Annotated in this window: 15 protein-coding genes; 10 read left to right on the plus strand and 5 right to left on the minus strand. The window is 63.3% G+C overall.

Annotated elements, in window-relative coordinates; genetic code table 11:
- The first annotated feature begins 10 nt into the window (after positions 1–10).
- From EHH60_RS05730 to cydB, 9 genes are all read left to right on the plus strand, one after another.
- Complete coding sequence (locus EHH60_RS05730) at positions 11–637, plus strand: histidine kinase dimerization/phosphoacceptor domain -containing protein (protein ID WP_124158505.1); 627 nt, start codon at positions 11–13, stop codon at positions 635–637.
- A gap of 183 nt (positions 638–820) precedes the next feature.
- Positions 821–1,219, plus strand: a complete 399-nt coding sequence (locus tag EHH60_RS05735) for an HdeD family acid-resistance protein (protein ID WP_245454405.1) — start codon at positions 821–823, stop codon at positions 1,217–1,219.
- The gene (gene fdhD / locus EHH60_RS05740; protein WP_124158506.1) at positions 1,216–2,052 is read left to right on the plus strand and encodes a formate dehydrogenase accessory sulfurtransferase FdhD; all 837 of its coding nucleotides are present in this window, start codon (positions 1,216–1,218) and stop codon (positions 2,050–2,052) included. The genes EHH60_RS05735 and fdhD overlap by 4 nt, the downstream gene beginning before the upstream one ends.
- Before the next feature lie 22 nt (positions 2,053–2,074).
- Positions 2,075–2,749 carry a YoaK family protein gene (locus EHH60_RS05745; protein ID WP_245454406.1) on the plus strand — a complete coding sequence of 225 codons (675 nt, stop codon included), beginning with the start codon at positions 2,075–2,077 and terminating at the stop codon, positions 2,747–2,749.
- 141 nt (positions 2,750–2,890) lie between these two features.
- Positions 2,891–4,315 carry a class II fumarate hydratase gene (gene fumC / locus EHH60_RS05750; RefSeq protein WP_124158508.1) on the plus strand — a complete coding sequence of 475 codons (1,425 nt, stop codon included), beginning with the start codon at positions 2,891–2,893 and terminating at the stop codon, positions 4,313–4,315.
- Positions 4,316–4,329: 14 nt separating this feature from the next.
- Complete coding sequence (locus EHH60_RS05755) at positions 4,330–4,734, plus strand: cupin domain-containing protein (RefSeq protein ID WP_124158509.1); 405 nt, start codon at positions 4,330–4,332, stop codon at positions 4,732–4,734.
- Positions 4,735–4,784: 50 nt separating this feature from the next.
- Complete coding sequence (gene mqo, locus EHH60_RS05760) at positions 4,785–6,323, plus strand: malate dehydrogenase (quinone) (RefSeq protein WP_124158510.1); 1,539 nt, start codon at positions 4,785–4,787, stop codon at positions 6,321–6,323.
- Positions 6,324–6,342: 19 nt separating this feature from the next.
- Positions 6,343–7,743: a cytochrome ubiquinol oxidase subunit I gene (locus tag EHH60_RS05765; protein ID WP_124158511.1), complete on the plus strand. Its 1,401-nt coding sequence runs from the start codon at positions 6,343–6,345 to the stop codon at positions 7,741–7,743.
- A 2-nt stretch (positions 7,744–7,745) separates the two neighbouring features.
- Positions 7,746–8,732 (plus strand): cytochrome d ubiquinol oxidase subunit II, encoded by a 987-nt coding sequence (gene cydB / locus EHH60_RS05770; protein ID WP_124158512.1) that lies wholly within the window; start codon positions 7,746–7,748, stop codon positions 8,730–8,732.
- A 102-nt stretch (positions 8,733–8,834) separates the two neighbouring features.
- Here cydB and EHH60_RS05775 read toward each other — a convergent pair whose 3' ends face one another.
- Entirely contained in the window at positions 8,835–10,082 is a 1,248-nt protein-coding gene (locus EHH60_RS05775; RefSeq protein WP_124158513.1) for a cupin domain-containing protein, read from the minus strand.
- A gap of 250 nt (positions 10,083–10,332) precedes the next feature.
- Here EHH60_RS05775 and EHH60_RS05780 point away from each other — a divergent pair, with 250 nt between their 5' ends.
- A complete protein-coding gene (locus tag EHH60_RS05780; protein ID WP_124158514.1) occupies positions 10,333–12,624 on the plus strand; it encodes an FdhF/YdeP family oxidoreductase in 2,292 nt (763 codons plus the stop codon).
- Positions 12,625–12,635: 11 nt separating this feature from the next.
- On the opposite strand, the gene EHH60_RS05785 is transcribed toward EHH60_RS05780, so the two are convergent.
- The 4 genes from EHH60_RS05785 to EHH60_RS05800 are packed head-to-tail and all read right to left on the minus strand — an operon-like array spanning position 12,636 to position 18,932.
- On the minus strand, positions 12,636–14,117 hold the full coding sequence (locus EHH60_RS05785) for a sensor histidine kinase (protein WP_124158515.1): 1,482 nt from the start codon (positions 14,115–14,117) through the stop codon (positions 12,636–12,638).
- A gap of 57 nt (positions 14,118–14,174) precedes the next feature.
- The gene (locus EHH60_RS05790) at positions 14,175–14,633 is read right to left on the minus strand and encodes a thioesterase family protein (RefSeq protein ID WP_124158516.1); all 459 of its coding nucleotides are present in this window, start codon (positions 14,631–14,633) and stop codon (positions 14,175–14,177) included.
- Positions 14,620–17,763, minus strand: coding sequence for an efflux RND transporter permease subunit (locus EHH60_RS05795; RefSeq protein WP_124158517.1), 3,144 nt, complete (start codon positions 17,761–17,763; stop codon positions 14,620–14,622). Before EHH60_RS05795 ends, EHH60_RS05790 begins: the two co-directional genes overlap by 14 nt.
- Positions 17,760–18,932, minus strand: coding sequence for an efflux RND transporter periplasmic adaptor subunit (locus EHH60_RS05800; protein WP_124158518.1), 1,173 nt, complete (start codon positions 18,930–18,932; stop codon positions 17,760–17,762). Before EHH60_RS05800 ends, EHH60_RS05795 begins: the two co-directional genes overlap by 4 nt.
- Between the last annotated feature and the right edge of the window lie 16 nt (positions 18,933–18,948).

Consider the following 18,948-nt stretch of genomic DNA (forward strand, 5'->3'; position numbering starts at 1 on the left):
CGGGTGAAGGATGAGCAGTCTCTCGGAGCTCTTGCCGGATAGCGGCGCGAACGCGGAGCGCATGTTGCTTCGTCAGCCCGCCCATCATATCGAGGACGAGCTCGTGTCCGTGATCGAGTTGCTGTCGGAGGCTGCCGGTCGCTGCGACGGCACGGAGGCGAGAGCGATGCTCGCTTCCGTGCAGGATCGACTGGAGAGCCATGTGTGCCTCCACCACGCATTACAGATGCCCCAGTTCGCTACGACCATCGATCTGGCGTCCTACCTCCAGCAATTGTGCAGGTCCATCAGCCGCTCACGGCTCGCGTATGAAGGCATCGCGCTTTCGCTGCTGCTCCAGCCGCTCAACATAAGCTTCGAGCGTTGCTGGTTGCTGGGCATGATCGTCTTCGAATTGATAACCGCCTCGGCACGCCACATCTCTCTCAAGGGGACCGGCACCATCCGGCTCGAAGTCTGGGGAACGGCAAATTCGGTCACGTGCTGCATCATCGACAATGGGACAACCGACCAAGGCGGGCCCCGACTCAGCCGTTCCATGGTCGATATGCTCGTTGCGCGTCTGAATGGAACGATGGATGTTCGCTTCGGACCCGACGGAGCCAGAACCGTCGTCGAGATCGCGCGTGGGGCCTAGGGTGCTCCCGACTCGCGACGACGTGAGACGTCCCCTTCGTGCCATGCAAGCTCATGGCGCCAACGCTCCGCATCGTGCAGATCAACAATTTCGTCGTTTTCGGGAAAGATGGCACGTGGGCTCGCCTGTACGTTTGCGCCTATTCATGACCGGGAGGGCGGTCAGACGTGCAAGGGTCAAGCCATGACGGATATGTCGAACTCGAAGGCGTCGCTTGGAAGAACCATCCATGCGACCAGCGGAAAATGGAGCTGGTTCGTTGCGCTGGGTGAATTAGTCCTCGGTGGCATTGCGTCCGCAAATCTGATGGTTGCCAGTCTCGTCTCCATGCTGGTCATTGGCGCCACCAAGGCTGTCGCGCGCATCTTCCAGATTGTGCATGCCGTCTCGGTGCGCGTCATGCGGGGATTTATGGTCTGGCGGCTCGCCGGCGTTGTTTACGGCGCGGCCGGAATCTTCATCCTCGATGATCCGGTCTTGGCCTCGTTCACGCTGTCTCTCGCGGTGTGTGCCTTCCTCGTTGTCGCCGGGATGGTGCGGATCTGGGTGGGTTTTCACATGCCGACGCGGTGTGAGCCATGATGACGGGTTCGACTTTCACACGGCACTCGGAGATCGCCTGGCGCAGCGGTCAGACGCGGTCGACCTCGCGGTTGATTGCCGAGGAGACCGCCATCGCGCTCACCTATAACGGCTCGACCCATGCCGTGATGATGGGAACGCCCGCTGATCTCGAGGATTTCGGCATCGGCTTCAGCCTCACCGAAGCCATCGTCCGACGAAGAAGCGAAATCAGGAGCATCGATCTAATCCCGAACGAGCTGGGCGTCGAGGTGCGGATATGGCTCGATGGCGACTGCGCGGCGTCGTTGGCCGCTCGCCGCCGCGCCATCAGCGGTCCGGTTGGGTGTGGGCTGTGCGGCATCGAGAGCCTTGAACAGGCGCGACGGGCGCCCTCGCGGGTGAAAGATCATAACATCGTCTTTCGCGCACGGGATGTGCTGAACGCAATGCAGGCACTGTCTCCGCTCCAGACATTGAATCAGCACACGCGATCCGTTCATGCGGCGGCGTTCTGGACGCCTCGCACCGGAATCGGCCCGGTCAGGGAGGACGTCGGACGCCACAATGCTCTCGACAAGCTCGCGGGTGCGATCCTCCGCGACGGCAATTCGGCCTGCGAGGGCGCCGTGCTCCTGACGAGCCGCGTCTCGGTCGAAATGGTGCAGAAGGCGGCGATGATGGGCGTGCCGGTCGTCGTGGCCGTCTCCGCTCCGACCGCGCTCGCCATCCAGACCGCGAAGGAAGCGGGCATCACGCTTGTGGCGATTGCCCGCGACGACGGATACGGAGTGTTCACGCACCCGCGACGCGTTCTGCTGCCTGACGAGGCTGCGCCGCGCGCGGAGGGCTGACCTTGGGCCGATCAGCATGGTGATGCAAGCCGCATCTCCGGACGCCGCGGCCGAGCTGCGCGCCGTCGCTTATGCTCCGGAACGATCGCTCCTCGTTGCGGCTTTGCTAACGTTCTCGGGCGGTTTTCTCGATGCCTTCACCTGGCTCTCGCTCGGTGGTGTGTTCGCGAGCTCGCAGACCGGGAACGTCGTCTTCCTTGGCATTGATGCGCTGTCCGGGCAATGGCAGCAAGCGGCGCACCATCTGTTGCCGATCGTCGGCTTTGTTCTCGGCGCCTGGGTGGCGATCCGCATCCAGGTGCCGTTGCGCTGTCTCATTGGGCATATCGTCTGCCTCGCGGCAGCGATGTTATTGTTGCATCGGATCCCTGATCCGATCGCGATCCTCGGAATCTCCTTCGGTATCGCGCTGCAGTCGGCCAGCTTCAGGCGGGTCGAGCACTGGAGCTATCTCTCCGTCACCGTGACGGGCAACATGTTGCGCGCAATCGATCAATTCGTGTCGGCGTCCGATCGCGATGCCTTGCGTGGCGGCGCGGCCATGCTCGTACTCTGCCTGATATTCCTTTGCGGCGCGGCCATCGGCGGCGATGCGACGACGCGGCTCGGGGCGGCCAGTCTCGCGGTGCCGACCGCATTGTCGGCCTGCGCTCTGGTGCTATGCTTGCGGAGCCGATCCGGCCGCAGTCAGAACTGAGCGGTTCTTCTCGGTGTACCGTTATGCCATGCCAATCGGCAAAGGGGCGTTCGTTCGCGAAAGCAGGCTTGCCGGGCGCAACGTATCATTTACACGCGCCGGGATGGTGCGTTCCGAGATCAACCGCCACGAGAACCAGGTATGAACCACCTCCGCAAAGAGACAGACAGCCTCGGTGAAGTGTCCGTTCCCGCGGACAAGCTCTGGGGCGCGCAGACGCAACGTTCGCTCGAACATTTCAGCATCGGCAGAGACCTCATGCCGCGCGAGATGATCCAGTCCTACGCGATCCTGAAGAAGGCGGCCGCGAACGCCAACTACGCTGGCGGTCGTCTCGATGGCAAGCTTCACGAGATGATCATCCACGTCTGCGACGAGATTCTCGCGGGTCAGCACCACGACATGTTTCCGCTTCACGTCTGGATGACCGGTAGCGGAACGCAGTTCAACATGAACGTGAACGAGGTGATCTCGAACCGGTGCTGCCAGATCGCGGGCACGCCGCTGGGCAGCAAGCTGCCGGTTCATCCGAACGATCACGTCAACATGTCGCAGTCGTCGAATGACAGCTTCCCATCGGCCATGTACATCGCTGCCGCGACGAACGTGACGGAACGCCTCGTTCCTGCTGTCGAAGCGCTGCATGACGCGATCGCGGCAAAGTCGAGCCAGTGGGACGGCATCGTCAAGATTGGCCGCACCCACATGCAGGATGCCACCCCGCTGACGCTCGGGCAGGAGTGGTCCGGTTACGCCGGCATGCTCGCAGACGATCTGACGCGCATCGGCGACGCGCTCAAGGGCGTCTTCCGGCTCGCGCTCGGTGGCACGGCCGTTGGTACCGGGATCAACGCGGCGCCCGGCTTCGCGGAGGCCGTTGCGGCCGAGATCGCGCAGTTGACGGGCCTGCCGTTCGTCAGCGCGCCGAACAAGTTCGCGGTGCAGGGTGCGCATGACGCGCTGGTGCAGCTGTCCGGCACGCTGCGGACGCTCGCCGGCTCGCTCTACAAGATCGCGAACGACATCCGCCTGATGTCATGCGGTCCGCGTGCGGGGTTTGCCGAATTGCTGATCCCCGAGAACGAACCCGGCTCCTCGATCATGCCGGGCAAGGTCAATCCTACACAGGCGGAAGCGCTGACGATGATCGCCGTGCAGGTGATGGCGAACGATGTCGCCGTCGGGTTCGGCGGCGCCGGCGGCTATCTCGAAATGAACGTCTACAAGCCGCTGATCATCCACAACATCGCGCAGTCCATCACCATCCTGGCCGACGGCTGCACGAATTTCCGCACGTTCCTGGTCGAAGGCACCCAGCCCAATCGCAAGAAGATCCAGGAATACGTCGAGAGATCCTTGATGCTGGTGACCGCACTGGCGCCAGTGATCGGTTACGACAGGGCGTCGCAGATCGCGCACTACGCAATGGAGAACGATCTCACGCTGAAATCGGCAGCGCTGAAACTCGGCTTCGTCACCGAGGCGGAATTTGACCGTATCGTGGATCCCGTGAAGATGGTCAGACCCTATGTCGCCGAGATCAAGATTGGTACGAAGGCTGGTTGAAGGGGAGAGAAGTAATGATCCGCTGTGTACGTCTGTGGACTGGACAGGACGCCAATTCGCATTTCGAGGAGGGTTTCGTCGAGCTGGAGCCCGGCCAGCGCGGCGACTTCCTGAGCGGCAAGATCGATGCCGTCAGCGTCTCCTTCCAGGAGACCGAGTCGGGCGGCGCCTTCTCCTGGCACACCGCGCCGGTCCGCCAACTCGTAATCACGTTGAGTGGAACGCTCGATTTTCAGACGCGTGACGGTCATCACTTCCTCATTCATCCCGGCAATGTCCTGCTGGCCGAAGACACCGCAGGATCGGGCCACAGCTGGAAGTTGACGGACGATTCGTCCTGGCGCCGCGCCTACGTGGTGCTGCGGCCGGGAGCAGAAGTGCCGTTCCGCGCCAAGGCGCCGCAGCCGGCGCGGGCCTGATCAGCCATCCAGAGCACAGCTGCGAACTCCAACTGAACGAAGAGGGCGCCATGCAGGCAACTTCCGACCACGAATGCGACGTCGTCCTCATTGGTGCAGGCATCATGAGCGCGACCCTTGGGGTTCTTCTCAAGGAGTTGGAGCCCTCCCTCACGATCCAGATGCTCGAGGCTCTCGAGGATTGTGCGCTCGAAAGCTCGGATGCGTGGAACAACGCGGGCACCGGGCATGCGGCCAATTGCGAGATGAACTACACGCCGGAGAGGCCCGATGGCAGCGTCGATATCTCGAAGGCGCTCCAGGTCAATGTCGAGTTCGACCTGTCGCGGCAGTTCTGGTCCTATCTCGTTGGGCGTGGCGCGATCGCCGATCCGCGATCCTTCATTCATCCCGTGCCGCATATGAGCTTCGTGCACGGTGCCGACAACGTCGCCTTTCTCAGGAAGCGGTTCAAGGCGATGGCCGCCCATCACTGTTATGAGGGCATGGAATACAGCGAGGATCCCTCGAAGATCGCCGAGTGGGCGCCGTTGGTGATGGAGGGCCGCACCGGCGGTGATCCCGTGGCGGCCACGCGTATCATCACGGGGACCGACGTCGATTACGGGGCACTGACTCATCTCCTGGTCCATCATCTCGTCGGCCAGCCGGGCTGCGCCGCGCACTACAAGAGCTGCGTCACCGATCTGGTTCGCGAGCAGGACGGTCGCTGGCGCATCGAGGTGCGCGACACCGACAGCGGCGAGACGCGGGCGGTGCGCGCGAAGTTCGTCTTTATCGGCGCCGGCGGCGGTGCCTTGCCTCTGCTCGAGAAGTCCGGAATTCCAGAGGGACGCGGCTATGGCGGTTTCCCGGTCAGCGGGATCTGGCTTCGCTGCGACGATGCGGCGATCAACCGACGTCACCACGCCAAGGTCTACGGCAAGGCCGCCGTCGGCTCACCGCCGATGTCGGTGCCGCATCTCGACACGCGCGTGATCGGCGGTCAGCGATCGTTACTATTTGGGCCCTATGCCGGCTTCTCTAGCAAGTTCCTCAAGCACGGCTCTCTGCTCGACCTCTTCGAGTCCATCCGTCCCGCGAACGTCAAACCGCTACTTTCGGTGGCACGCGACAATTTCGATCTCACCGAGTATCTGATCGGGCAGGTGCTGCAGTCCGAGAGCCATCGTCTGGCGGCACTCGACGAATATTTCCCGATGGCCGATCCGAAGGACTGGAAGTTGCAGGTCGCGGGCCAGCGCGTCCAGATCATCAAGCCCGACGTCAAGCGTGGCGGATTGCTTGAGTTCGGAACCGAACTCGTCGGCGCGAACGATCATTCGCTGGTTGCGCTGCTCGGCGCTTCGCCAGGTGCCTCCACCGCGGCGTTCATCGCCATCAGCGTGCTGGAGAAGTGTTTCGCCGGTGAGCTGACGGCAAGCGCTTGGCTGCCGAAGCTGAGGCAGATCATCCCGTCCTATGGCGTGTCACTGATCGAGGACGCGGATTTCTGCCGCAAGATCCGCGCTGCAACGGCGGAGGTCCTCAAGGTCGAAAACATTCCGCAGCCGGCCGCATGTGCACCGGCGACCGCGACGCGAGCGTGAGAGAAGAAGGGGCATTCCCATGGATCCGACGGCGCTTCTCCTGTCCCGGCTGCAGTTTGCCTTCACCATCTCGTTCCACATTATCTTCCCGGCGTTCACGATCGGGCTTGCCGCCTGGCTCACCGTGCTCGAAGCGATGCACCAGTACAGCGGCAGGCCAGTGTACCGGACGTTGTTCGAGTTCTGGCTCAAGATCTTCGGCGTCGCCTTCGGCATGGGCGTCGTGTCCGGCGTCGTGATGGCGTTCCAGTTCGGAACGAACTGGAGCGTGCTGTCCAAGATGTCGGGGCCGATCCAGGGCCCGCTGCTGGCCTACGAGACATTCACCGCCTTCATGCTGGAGGCGGGCTTCTTCGGTATCCTCATCTTCGGACGGCCTCGGGTGCCGCCCTGGTTCTATCTGTTCTCGACCGCGATGGTCGCGCTCGGAACCACGCTGTCTGCGTTCTGGATCATGGTCAACAACAGCTGGATGCAGGTGCCGACCGGCTATGTCCTGCAAAACGGCCAGTTCGTGCCTGACGATTGGGCGCAGATCATCTTCAACCGGGTGGTCTGGGTCAGGTTTCCGCACATGCTGCTTGCCTCTTATCTGACGGGCGCGTTCTGCGTTGCGGCGACCGGCGCGTGGTACGTGCTGCGGCGGACCTATCGGCCCGAGGCGCACGTCATGTTGCGCATGGGCCTCGCGCTCGCGGCCGTGTTGCTTCCAGTCCAGCTGTTCATCGGGCATCTCGTCGGCGACTACGTTCACGACTACCAGCCGGCCAAGTTCGCCGCGATCGAAGCGCGCTGGCATGACGAGCAACCGGCTTCGGAGGTGCTGATCGCGATCCCGGACTCGAGCACCGAATCGAACAGATATGCGATCTCGATCCCGGTTCTCGGCAGCATCATCGCGAGCATGAGCCTGAACTCGAAGGAGGTCGGCCTGAGCAGCTTCGCGCCGCAGGACCGCCCGCCGGTGGCAATCCCGTTCTTTGCCTTTCGCATCATGGTCGGCTGCGGCTTCGTGATGCTGGGGCTTGCCTGGCTCGGGACCTGGCTCGGGCTCAAACATCGGCTCGAGCGCAGCCGCTTGCTGCTGTGGGGCATCTTCCTCAGCTTTCCATTGCCTTGGATCGCCATCCTCACGGGCTGGTACACAGCGGAAGTCGGCCGCCAGCCATGGACGGTCTATGGCGTGCTACGCACGGCAGATGCCGCGACGCCGTTCCTGACCGCGTCGGCCGCCACGGCTTCGCTGATCCTCTTCGTCGCGGTCTATGCCTTCATCTTCTCGTTCGGAACCTACTACATCTATCGGCTTCTGCGCGCCGGACCGGCGGGACTCGGCGGCAAATCGCTGGAGGTTCCCGTCCCCAACCGTCCGATGTCGCTTGCCGACAAAATGCCGACAATCGTCGAGGCGGGAGAATAGCCATGGTGACGTTCTGGGTTGCGCTTCTTGCCACCAGCATCCTGATCTATCTCCTTCTGGATGGCTTCGACCTCGGGGTTGGGATGCTGTGCGGCCTCGCGCACAGCGAGGCGAAGCGGGAGACGATGCTGCACACGGTTGCTCCGGTCTGGGATGGCAACGAGACCTGGCTGGTCGTTACCGGCGTGATCATGTGGGGCGCGTTTCCGCTGGCATATGCCACGGTGATGTCAGCCTTCTATATCCCTGTCATCGTGATGCTGCTCGGATTGATCCTCCGCGGCGTTGCGTTCGAGTTTCGCAGCAAGGCGCTCCGTTCGCGCTGGATTTGGGACGTCAGCTTCGTCGCGGGCTCGCTCGTTGCCAGCTTCATGCAGGGCGCGATGGTGGGCGCCCTCGTCGAAGGACTTCAATTCTCCAACGGCGACTACGTCGGCGGGACGTTCGGCTGGCTCACCGCCTTTTCCGCCCTGTGCGGGATTGGACTCTGCTTCGGATATTCGCTGCTCGGCGCCTGCTGGCTGGTGCGGAAGTGCGAAGGCCTCGTTCGGGACGCCGCGCGGCGCCAGATCCCGCCGCTGGCGATCGGCGTCCTGATGTTCCTGATCGTCGTCTTCGCCTATGCGCTTGCCGAACATCTTCCGATCCTGCAGCGCTGGACCGACCGGCCCTATCTGTTCCTATTTCCGCTCATCGGGGCCGGTGCCGCTGCCGTGCTCGCCACGAGTGTCCTGCGCCACGACGATTACTGGCCATTTCACATGGTCGCACTGATCTTCGCGGCGGCGTTCGGTACGCTCGCCCTGTCTTTCTGGCCCTATATGATCCCGTTCGTCCTGACGATCGACGAGGCCGCGGCGCCTCATGCAAGTCTCGCATTCATGTTCTGGGGTGCCGGCCTGTTCGTCTTTCCGCTGATGCTGCTCTATGTCGCGGTCGGCTACCGCGTCTTCCGCGGCAAGTCTGCCCCGGCGGTCGACCACTACTGACGGCCAGACGGCTCGAACTTGCCGCGGAACTGCAGCGGACAAGAAGAAAGGCGCCGTTGCCGGCGCCTTTCTCGTTGAGGAGCGATCGTTGAGCGGCTTCCTTCAGGACTTGGGCATGATGCCGGGATTGTTGTCCGGCCATTTCGCGATCAGCTTCTCGTCGATGTTGAAATGCTGGGCGACGAGCTTGGGCGGCGTGTGCGTCAGCCAGTTGGTGAGCGAGACCTCCTCGTAGCGCGGCGCACGGAACACGCCGACGAACTGCAGCTCGGTATCGCCGACATTCTCGACATAGTGGCCGAGATTGCGCCGGACATAGCCGATGTCGCCGGCCGCGAAATCCGTCGTCAGCGCGTTCGGACCGGTGTCGAACACCGTCATCCGCGCCTTGCCCTTGATGTAGTACTGCCACTCGTCGGCGTTCGGGTGCCAGTGCATTTCCCGGACCGCTCCAGGCGGCATCGTCACCAGTGCCGCGGCGACGGTCGTGGATACCTTGAAGTTGCTGCTGTCGGCAACGCGGATGCTTCCGGCAGAGCTCTCCTTGACCGGCGTCGAGCTGCCGAGCGAGTGGACGAAGGGGTAGGGCGGCGCATCGGCGTGCCTGGCGACTGCGGCGCGATCGGCGGCGAGATCGCCGGGCACCGTCCCCTGGAAGATCCAGAGATTGTGCAGCGGGATCTTTGCGAAGGCCTCGGCTGGGACGCCGAAATTCTTCGCCAGGACCTCGGGCGGGGTATGGGCGAGCCAATCCGTCACCAGCAGCGTGTTGAACTCATTGGCGTGGCCGTCATCGAAGCAGATCACGAACTCGCAGCCGTCGGGCCCCAATCCCTGCAGCGAATGAGGCGCGCCCGACGGAAAATACCAGAGGTCGCCGGCTTTGACGTCGGCGACATAGGGGCGTCCCTGGGTGTCGAGCACCGTGATGCGGCAGGTGCCGTAGGTCATGATCGCCCATTCGGCGGCCTGATGCCAATGCAGCTCGCGGATGCCGCCGGCGGACAGCCGCATGTTGACGCCGGATATCTCCTTGGAGATGGCGAAATCCGCAACGGTGACCTGGCGGGCCCAGCCGCCGTTCTGGATGCGCTTCGGCGCATTGTTGAAGGAGGCCCAATCCATCGGCAGGCCGCCGACATCGGTCGCGGGCGGGCTCTGCACCGATGGGAATTGCCTGGCCAGCGCGGGATTCTGGGGACCGGGATCGGTCAGGCTTCCCGGACTCGTGGCGTTTACGGCACCTTGCGGTGGCTCGTCCGGATTGCCGAAGCTTGCGGCCTGCGCACCTGTGCCGACCATGGCGGCGCCTGCCGCGGACATGGCCAGCAAATCACGTCGTGAGAACATGTTGGGTCGCTCCTGAAAATATGTCGAAAGCCCTCTGTCACGACGGGGCTTCAACCGCCCAACCTAGTTTCCGCCTGCCGTTTCAGCTTCCGCGAACGGTGCTCTTTTTGCCGGAATGCACTGGCTGCTGCCGCCAGCCAGCCGGGTTCGAACGTGTGCAATTGAGAAATTCGGCTTCGTTCTGAAAAGACGGCTCTGCCCGCGTGATCGTTAACTGACCCGGAGAAGCGCAAGATCGAGAGACATCGAGATGACCAAGAAATCGGTTCGTCCCTACCGTGAGCCTGCCGGCGGCTGGGGCGCACTCAAGGCGCTCAGCGAGGCGCTTCTGGTGCAGCGGGTGCCGCTGAAGGGCGCGGCGACGCTGAGCCGGATGAATCAGCCGCAGGGCTTTGATTGTCCCGGCTGCGCATGGCCCGATCCGAAGCACACTTCTTCGTTCGAATTCTGCGAGAACGGCGGCAAGGCGATCGCCTGGGAGGCGACGTCAAGGCGTTGCACACCGGAGTTCTTCGCGGAGCACACCGTCACCGAGCTCGCCAGCTGGAATGATTATGATCTCGAAATGGTCGGACGGCTCACGCATCCGATGGCCTATGATGCCGCATCCGACCGCTATGTCCCGGTGGAATGGAGCGATGCGTTCGACATGATCGGACGGGAGCTCAGGGCACTGCCAGATCCGAACATGGCGGAGTTCTACACTTCCGGGCGGACCTCGAACGAGGCAGCTTTCCTCTACCAGCTCTTCGTGCGCGAATACGGTACCAACAATTTCCCCGACTGCTCGAACATGTGCCATGAGGCGACCAGCGTCGGCCTGCCGTACTCGCTCGGGGTCGGCAAGGGCACCGTGCTGCTGGAGGATTTCGACAAGGCCGATTGCATCTTCATTTTCGGCCAGAATCCGGGCACCAACAGCCCTCGCATGATGACCAGCCTGCGCAATGCGGCGCGTCGGGGCGCATCGATCATCTCGTTCAATCCGTTCCGCGAACGTGCGCTGGAGCGATTCCAGGCGCCGCAGAGCCCGGTCGAGATGATCACGCTGAGCTCGACGACGATCAGCTCGAAGCTCTTCCAGGTGCGGGTCGGCGGCGACGTCGCTGTCCTCAAAGGGATCATGAAGATCCTGGTCGAGGCGGACGAGGCCGCCCGCGCCGCCGAGCAACCGGAGATCCTGGACTGGGATTTCATTCGCGGTCACACCGTCGGTGTTGAAGCGCTGATCGACGACCTCAAGCGTACGCAATGGCCCGACATCGAACGTCAGTCCGGCCTGACGCGCGAGGACATGGAATACGCCGCCGGCGCCTATATGAAGGCAGAGCGCGCCATCATCGTCTACGGCATGGGCATCACCCAGCACTGGCGCGGCGCGCACAACGTGCAGCAGATCGCCAATCTCGCGCTGCTGCGCGGCAATGTCGGGCGCGAAGGCGCCGGCGTCTGCCCGGTTCGAGGTCATTCCAACGTGCAGGGCGATCGCACCGTCGGGATCACCGAGGTTCCCAAGCCAGACTTTCTCGAGCGCCTGGAGCAACGCTTCGGCTTCAAGCCGCCGTCCGCGCCGGGACATAACGTCGTGACCGCGCTGGAGGCCATGATCCGCGGCGAGGTAAAAGCCTTCTTCGCGATGGGCGGCAATTTTGCCGCGGCCATTCCGGATTGGCAGGCGACCCAGACGGCACTCGGCAAGCTCGATCTCACCGTCCACGTCTCGACCAAGCTCAACCGCAGCCACCTGATCCATGGCCGCGCCGCCCTGATCCTGCCATGCCTCGGACGCACCGAGATCGATATCCAGACGTCAGGGCCGCAGTCGATCACGGTGGAGGACTCGATGTCGATGGTGCATGCATCCGGCGGCCGCAACAAGCCTGCGTCGGAACACCTGCGCAGCGAGGTCGCGATCATTGCCGGCGTCGCCAAGGCGACGCTGGGCGAGCGCACGGTGGTCGATTGGGACGGATTCGTTGCGGATTACGACCGAATCCGCGATGCGATCGAGGCGGTGTTCCCGATTTTCCAGGGTTACAATGCCCGTATTCGCGTCCCGGGCGGCTTCCACCTCACCTCGACGGCGCGCGAGCGGATATGGGCGACGCCGTCGGGCAAGGCGAGCTTCCTGGTGTTTCCGGGGTGCGGGGAAGACCCGGAGAGCGATGCCGATTTCCTCTGGCTCACCACCATACGCAGCCACGACCAGTACAACACCACGCTCTACTCGATGTCCGACCGCTATCGCGGCGTGTTCGGCCAGCGCGACGTGGTCTTCCTCAACGAGTATGAGCTGAAGAAGCGGGGACTGGTCGACGGCGACCGCGTCGACCTGATCACCGTATCGACCGATGGAGCCGAGCGGATCGTACGCAACTTCCGCGTGGTGGCCTATTCGTTCCCGACCGGCTGCTGCGCCGCATACTATCCGGAGACCAATCCGCTGGTCCCGCTCTATGCCCGCGATCCCCTCAGCTTCACGCCGTCATACAAGGGCGTTCCGATCCGCCTTGTGCGCTCGGCTGCGGCCCAGAGCCAGTGACGGGCGCGCGGTCACACATCGCAGCACGGCGCGTCTGCCCGGACGGAGACCGGCAGCGTGAACCAGAAACGGGCTCCGCCGTGCGCGCCATTGCCTTCCGCGCCGATCCGGCCTCCATGCGCTTCGACGATCGACCGGCAGATGGGCAGTCCCATGCCCATTCCGGTCTCCTTGGTCGTAAAGAAGCTGTCGAAGAGCCGATCGACATATTCGGCAGCAATACCAGGTCCGTTGTCCTCAACGGAGCAGCACAGTGTCGACGGGTCTGGCGTGACCGTGCTGATAACGATCCGGCGATCGTCGTATCCGGCCTGCGTCATCGCCTGCATCGCGTTGATGGCCAGATTGACGATCACCTGCTGGAGCTGCGTGCGATCACCGAGGACCTGCGGCGCGCTCGGGTCGGGCCGGTGCACGATCGTCACCATCCGGGATTCGAGTTCATGGCGGAGGAAGAGAAGCGCTTCGCGAATGATTTCGTCGAATGACAGGGATGCCCATTCCGGGGGCCTCCGGGAAGCTATTCCGCGAACGCGCGCCACGATGTTCGCCGCCCGCTGCGCATCTACGATGATGTGTTCGATGGTCTTGCGGATCTCGACGATATCGGGAGTGAGCCTATTCAGCCATCGCAGCCCGGCGGCGCCATTGGTGGCGATGGCTGCGAGAGGCTGATTGACTTCGTGTGCGATCGATGCGGTGAGCTCGCCCAGCATCGAGACCCGCGCGGCATGTGCGAACTCGGCCTGTACCTGCTGGAGCTTCTGCTGGGCGCGAAGACGCTGTGAGATGTCGATCGTGCCGACCAGGCTTATTTCGAGATCATTGATAGGGCCGACGCGCGCGGTCGTGAAGAGAACGTCGACGACTCGACCGTCCCACGTGACCATCTTGGTCTCTTCTTCGAAATTCGTCTCGCCGCGGTAGCGGGACTCCATCGCCCGGCGGAACGTATCGGGCCGTTCCCTCCAGGTGTCCGCCATGGAACGTCCTACAAAGCTTTCGACGCCTCCGCCGAACATCTGGATGGCTCGTTCGTTGGCCTCCTGAAACGTGAGCGCATCCATGCAGGTGCGAAGGAATTCGGGATGGCCGTCGAAATAGGCGCCGAGGTCCTTGACGCCCTCGGCACGCAGCTTTCGGAACAGTGCGACGAGTCTGCTGGCGTCGAGCTGCCGGAATGCGATCGGCATGCGGCTGAACAGCTGGCGGTAGCGCTGCTCGCTCCGCTCCAGCTCGGCGTTGGTCTTCTTCAGGGCCGTGATATCCATGATCGCGCCGACGAGCGTCAGCGAAGCGGCTAGAAAAGCACCGAAAGCGATCGCCGTGAAATTGTCTCCAAGCAGTGAACAGGCAAAGGACAGCAGCGTCAGAACAAGGCTACCCCAAGCCCACAGCAGAATCCGATCCTGTATTGTCCGGATCGGCAGCAAACGCCGCCACCATCGCTGGGGCTGTACGGGGGGTGAGCCATCCAGGCGTTCGAGCATCATCCGGAAGGTCTAGCGCGCCGCGGACGGGAGGTCTTTTGCGTTTTCGCAGGCGTCTTGTCAAAACGCACGAAACTGCGATCGGGATTGCTGGATGCGATCCTGGGTCACCTCGGCGGTTGGCCTCGTGACGCCGAATCGCTGCTCGAACTCGGCGACATTGACGACGCCACGGCGGTGGGTGCCATCGCCGATCTTGCGGTCGCCCTCCCAGGCCTCGACCTCGAACAGGACGCTTCTGGCGTCGATCGCGACGACCCGTGCCGTCGCCCGCGCCGTGCGGCCGACCGGCGTCGCGGCCAGATGGCGGATATTGACCATCATCCCGACGCTGACATGACCTGCGGGAAGGAACGGCTGAACCGCCGATCCGGCAGCCATTTCCATGTGCAGGATCATCATCGGTGTGCCGTAGACTTCAGGCATGCCCGGCACCACATGGCCGACTGTCATCTCGGGCGTGACGGTCACCAGTTTTTCGGCGATCATGCCGGTCGTCACATTCTCAAGCGGATTCATGGCTCAATTCCGTCTCTGCCTCGGTCGCGGATGGGGTGGATGTCTTGGCTGCTCGCGGCTTGCGTCCGGTGAGCCAGTTGCCGAGCCGGTCGAGATAGAGATAGACGACGGGCGTGGTGTAGAGCGTCAGGATCTGTGACAGCATCAGGCCGCCGACGATCGTGTAGCCGAGCGGCTGGCGCAGCTCCGCGCCGGTGCCGGAGCCGATCATCAGCGGCACGCCGCCGAGCAGTGCCGCCATCGTCGTCATCAGTATAGGGCGGAAGCGCAGCGTGCATGCCTGGTAGATCGCCTCTTCAGGGCTGAGCCCGTGCTGGCGCTCTACCTCGAGCGCGAAATCGACCAGCATGATGCCGTTCTTCTTGACGATGCCGATCAGCAGGATGATGCCGATGATGGCGATGACGCTGAGATCCATGTGGACCGCGAGCAGCAGCAATAGCGCGCCGATGCCGGCCGAAGGCAGCGTCGACAGGATCGTGATCGGATGGATCAGGCTCTCATAGAGAACGCCGAGGATGATGTAGATCACGATCAGCGCCGCGCCGATCAACAGCGGCGTGCCCGACAGGGAGGACTGGAACGCCTGGGCGTTGCCCTGGAACGAGGTCGATAGCGAGGTGGGCTTTCCGGTGTCCTTCTCGATATTCTGGATCGCCGTCACCGCATCGCCCAGCGCGACGCCTGGCTTCAGGTTGAACGAGATCGTCACCGACGGAAACAGGCTCTGGTGATTGATCAGGATCGGCGCGGGCTTGATGACGGCGTGAACCAACGTGCTGAGCGGGACCTGCTGGCCGGTGGCCGAGTTCAGGTAGATGTCCTTGAGTGCTTCGGGCCCGTACTGGAAGCGCGGATCGACCTCCATCACGACATGGTACTGGTTCAGCGAGGTGAACATGGTGGAGACGATGCGCTGGCCGAAGGCGTCGTCGAGCGCATTGTCGATCGCCGTGGGCAGGATGCCGAAGCTGGAGGCGACCTCGCGATTGACGGTGACCTCCAGCCGTGGGCCGGCGTTGGCCTGGTCGCTGGCGACGTCGCTGATGAGATCGAGCGCGCGCAGCTTCTCCAGGAAGATCGCCGACCAGTGGGTAAGCTCGTTGGAATCGGCATCCGTCAGGGTGTACTGATATTGCGTCTTCGAAAGGCGTGCGCCGATGGTGATGTCCTGCGCCGCCTGCATGTAGAGCGTGATGCCCTGGATATGGGCGAGCCGCGGGCGCAGCCGATCGATGATCTGGTCGGCGCTTGCCTTGCGTTCCGGCTTCGGCTTCAGCACGATGAAGATGCGCCCCTGGTTGAGCGTCGCCGTTGGACCTCCCGGCCCGATATAGCTCGCCACCGACTGGATCGCCGGATCCTTCGACAGGATTTCGACGATCGCCCGCTGGCGTTCGGACATCGCGGGGAAGGAGATGTCCTGGGCGGCCTCGGTGATGCCCACGATCTGCCCGGTGTCCTGTTGCGGAAAGAATCCCTTCGGGATGATCACATAGAGGTAGCCGGTCAACGCGATGGTCGAGAGCATGACCAGTAACGTTGCGAAGCGATGCCGCAGCACCACGCGCAAGCCCCGCGCGTAGAGTGCAAGCAGGGCATCGAAAGCGCGCTCGAACAGCAGGTAGATACGGCCGTGCTTCCTTCGTGTATCATCCTTCAGCAGGCGCGCACACATCATCGGCGTCAGGGTGAGCGAGATCACCAGCGACAGCAGCAGCGAGGCGGTGATGGTGACGGCGAATTCCTGGAACAGCTTGCCGACATAGCCGCCCATCAGGAACAGCGGGATGAACACCGCAATCAGCGACAAGGTGATGGAGACAATCGTGAAGCCGATCTCGGCGGAACCCTTGAGTGCCGCCTCCATCGGGGTCATGCCCTGCTCGAGATGACGGACGATGTTCTCGATGACCACCACGGCGTCGTCGACCACGAAGCCGACTGCGATCGACAAGGCCATCAGCGAGAGGTTGTCGAGGCTGTAGCCGAGCACGTAGAGGACCGCGAACGTCCCGACCAATGCCAGGGGAACGGTGACCGCGGGGATGACGGTGGCCCAGAAATTCCGCAAGAACAGGAATATGACCATCACCACCAGGGCGACCGTCAGCAGTAGCGTGAACTGAACGTCGGAAACCGCGGCGCGAATCGTGGCGGTGCGATCGGCGGCAATCGTCACCTTGATCGCCGGCGGAACGGAAGCCTGCAGCTGCGGCAGCAGCTTCTTGATCCGGTCGACGGTCTCGATCACATTGGCGCCGGGAACGCGCTGGACTGCGAGGATGATCGCGGGCTCCTTGCCGTACCAGCCGGCCAGAAGATCGTTTTCGGGTGCATCGATCGCCGTGCCGATGTCGCGGATCCGCACCGGCGAGCCGTTGCGATACGCGATGATGAGGTCTTCGTAGGCAGAGGGCTTCAGCAGCTGATCGTTTGTGTTCAGCGTATAGGTGACGCGCGGGCTGTTGAGCGTGCCCTTCGGCAGGTCGACATTGGCGCCGGCGATGACGTTGCGGACGTCTTCGAGGCCGATGCCCCGGGCGGCGAGCGCCTGCGGATTGACGCGAACACGGATCGCGGGTTTCTGCTGACCGCCGATGCCGACGAGGCCGACACCGGGCACCTGCGAAATCTTCGGCAGCAGGATATTTTCGGCGTAGGCGTCCACCGTGGTCAGCGGCAGCGAGTCCGACGTCAGCGCGATCAGCATGATCGGCGTCTCCGCCGGATTCACCTTCCTGATCGTCGGCGGGTAGGGGATGTTCGGCGGCAGGAAGGGGCTCGCGGCGTTGATCGCGGCCAGCACGTCCACCGCCGCGCTGTCCACCGTCCGCGACAGCTCAAATTGCACAGTAAGCTGAGCCACGCCGAGCGCACTGGACGAGGTGAGTTGGGTGATACCCGGGATCTGGCTAAGCTGCTGCTCGAGCGGCGTGGCGAGCGACGAAGCGATGGTGCCGGGATCGGCGCCGGGCAACTGCGCCGAGATCTGGATCGTCGGGTAATTGACGTTCGGCAGCGCGCCGACCGGCAGCAGCGGATAGGCCGCAAGGCCGCACAGCAGGAGGCCGGCCATCAGCAGCGCGGTTGCAATCGGCCGCAGAATGAAAGGCGCGGAGAGATTCATGGGATCGCGTCCTGCACGGCGCTCTGCAGGTCGGCTTCCTGCGCGGCCTTGCCATGCAGCTGGCGGACGCGGCTGCCTTCCGTCAACCGATACTGACCGTCGACCACGACGACGTCACCTGACTTCAGACCCTGGTCGATGAGGGCCTGGCCATCGCTGATCTGCGCGATGTGAACGGGGCGTAAGGCGGCCGTCTGGTCCTTGGTTACGACGTAGACATAGCTGCCGTTCGGTCCCTGCTGCACGGCCGAGCCCGCGACAGTGAGCGCGTCCTTCTGGATCTCGAGCAACAGGCGCGCGTTCACCAGCTGGCCCGGCCACAGCCGGTGCTCACGATTCGGGAACACCGCCTTGAGCTGGACCGTGCCGGTCGTTCCTGCGATCTCGTTGTTGACCAGCAGCAGCGTGCCCTCGTCGAGCTTCGTCTTATTGTCCTGGCTGTAGGCAATAACCTTCAGCGATCCCTTTGCAGCGTGCTCCTGGATTACGGGCAGGTCGGTCTGCGGCAGGGTGAACAGCAGCGAGATCGGTTCGATCTGGGCGACGACGACGAGGCCATTGGGGTCGGTCGGATGGATCACGTTGCCGACATCGATCTGGCGGACGCCCGTAATGCCGGGAATGGCCGACGTCAGGCGCGTGTAGCTGAGCTGGACGTTGGCCTGATCGATCTGCGCCTGGTCGGCCTTGACGGCGGCCTTGAGCTGCGCCACCTGCGCCGTCTGCGTCTCGATCAATTGCGGGGTCGCGTAGCCCTTGTCGCCGAGCTGATTGTAGCGTGACAGATTGGCCTCGGCGTTCACGAGCTGCGCCTGATCCCTGTCGCGGTTGGCCGTCAGCTGCTCGATCTGTGCCTCGTAGGGACGCGGATCAATCTGCGCGAGCAGGTCGCCGGCCTTGACGGTCTGCCCCTCGGTGAAGGCGATCTTGACGATCTGCCCCTGAATCTGACTGCGCACGACGTCGGTGTTGTACGCGATCACGGTGCCGATGCCGCGCAGGTAAATCGGAACGTCCTTGCCGGTGACGGTGGCTGCGACGACCGGCACGGCAGCGGGCACCGGCGCGGCCGCCACGGCCGGCCTGTGGTCGGTGCCGTAGAACCAGAGGCGTGCGCCTATCAGGATCACGGCGAGAGCAACCAGTGCAATGGTGAGGTTCCGTTTCACGGTGATGGTCCTTCTC

This window comes from Bradyrhizobium sp. RP6, assembly GCF_003837805.1.
Classification (GTDB): domain Bacteria; phylum Pseudomonadota; class Alphaproteobacteria; order Rhizobiales; family Xanthobacteraceae; genus Bradyrhizobium.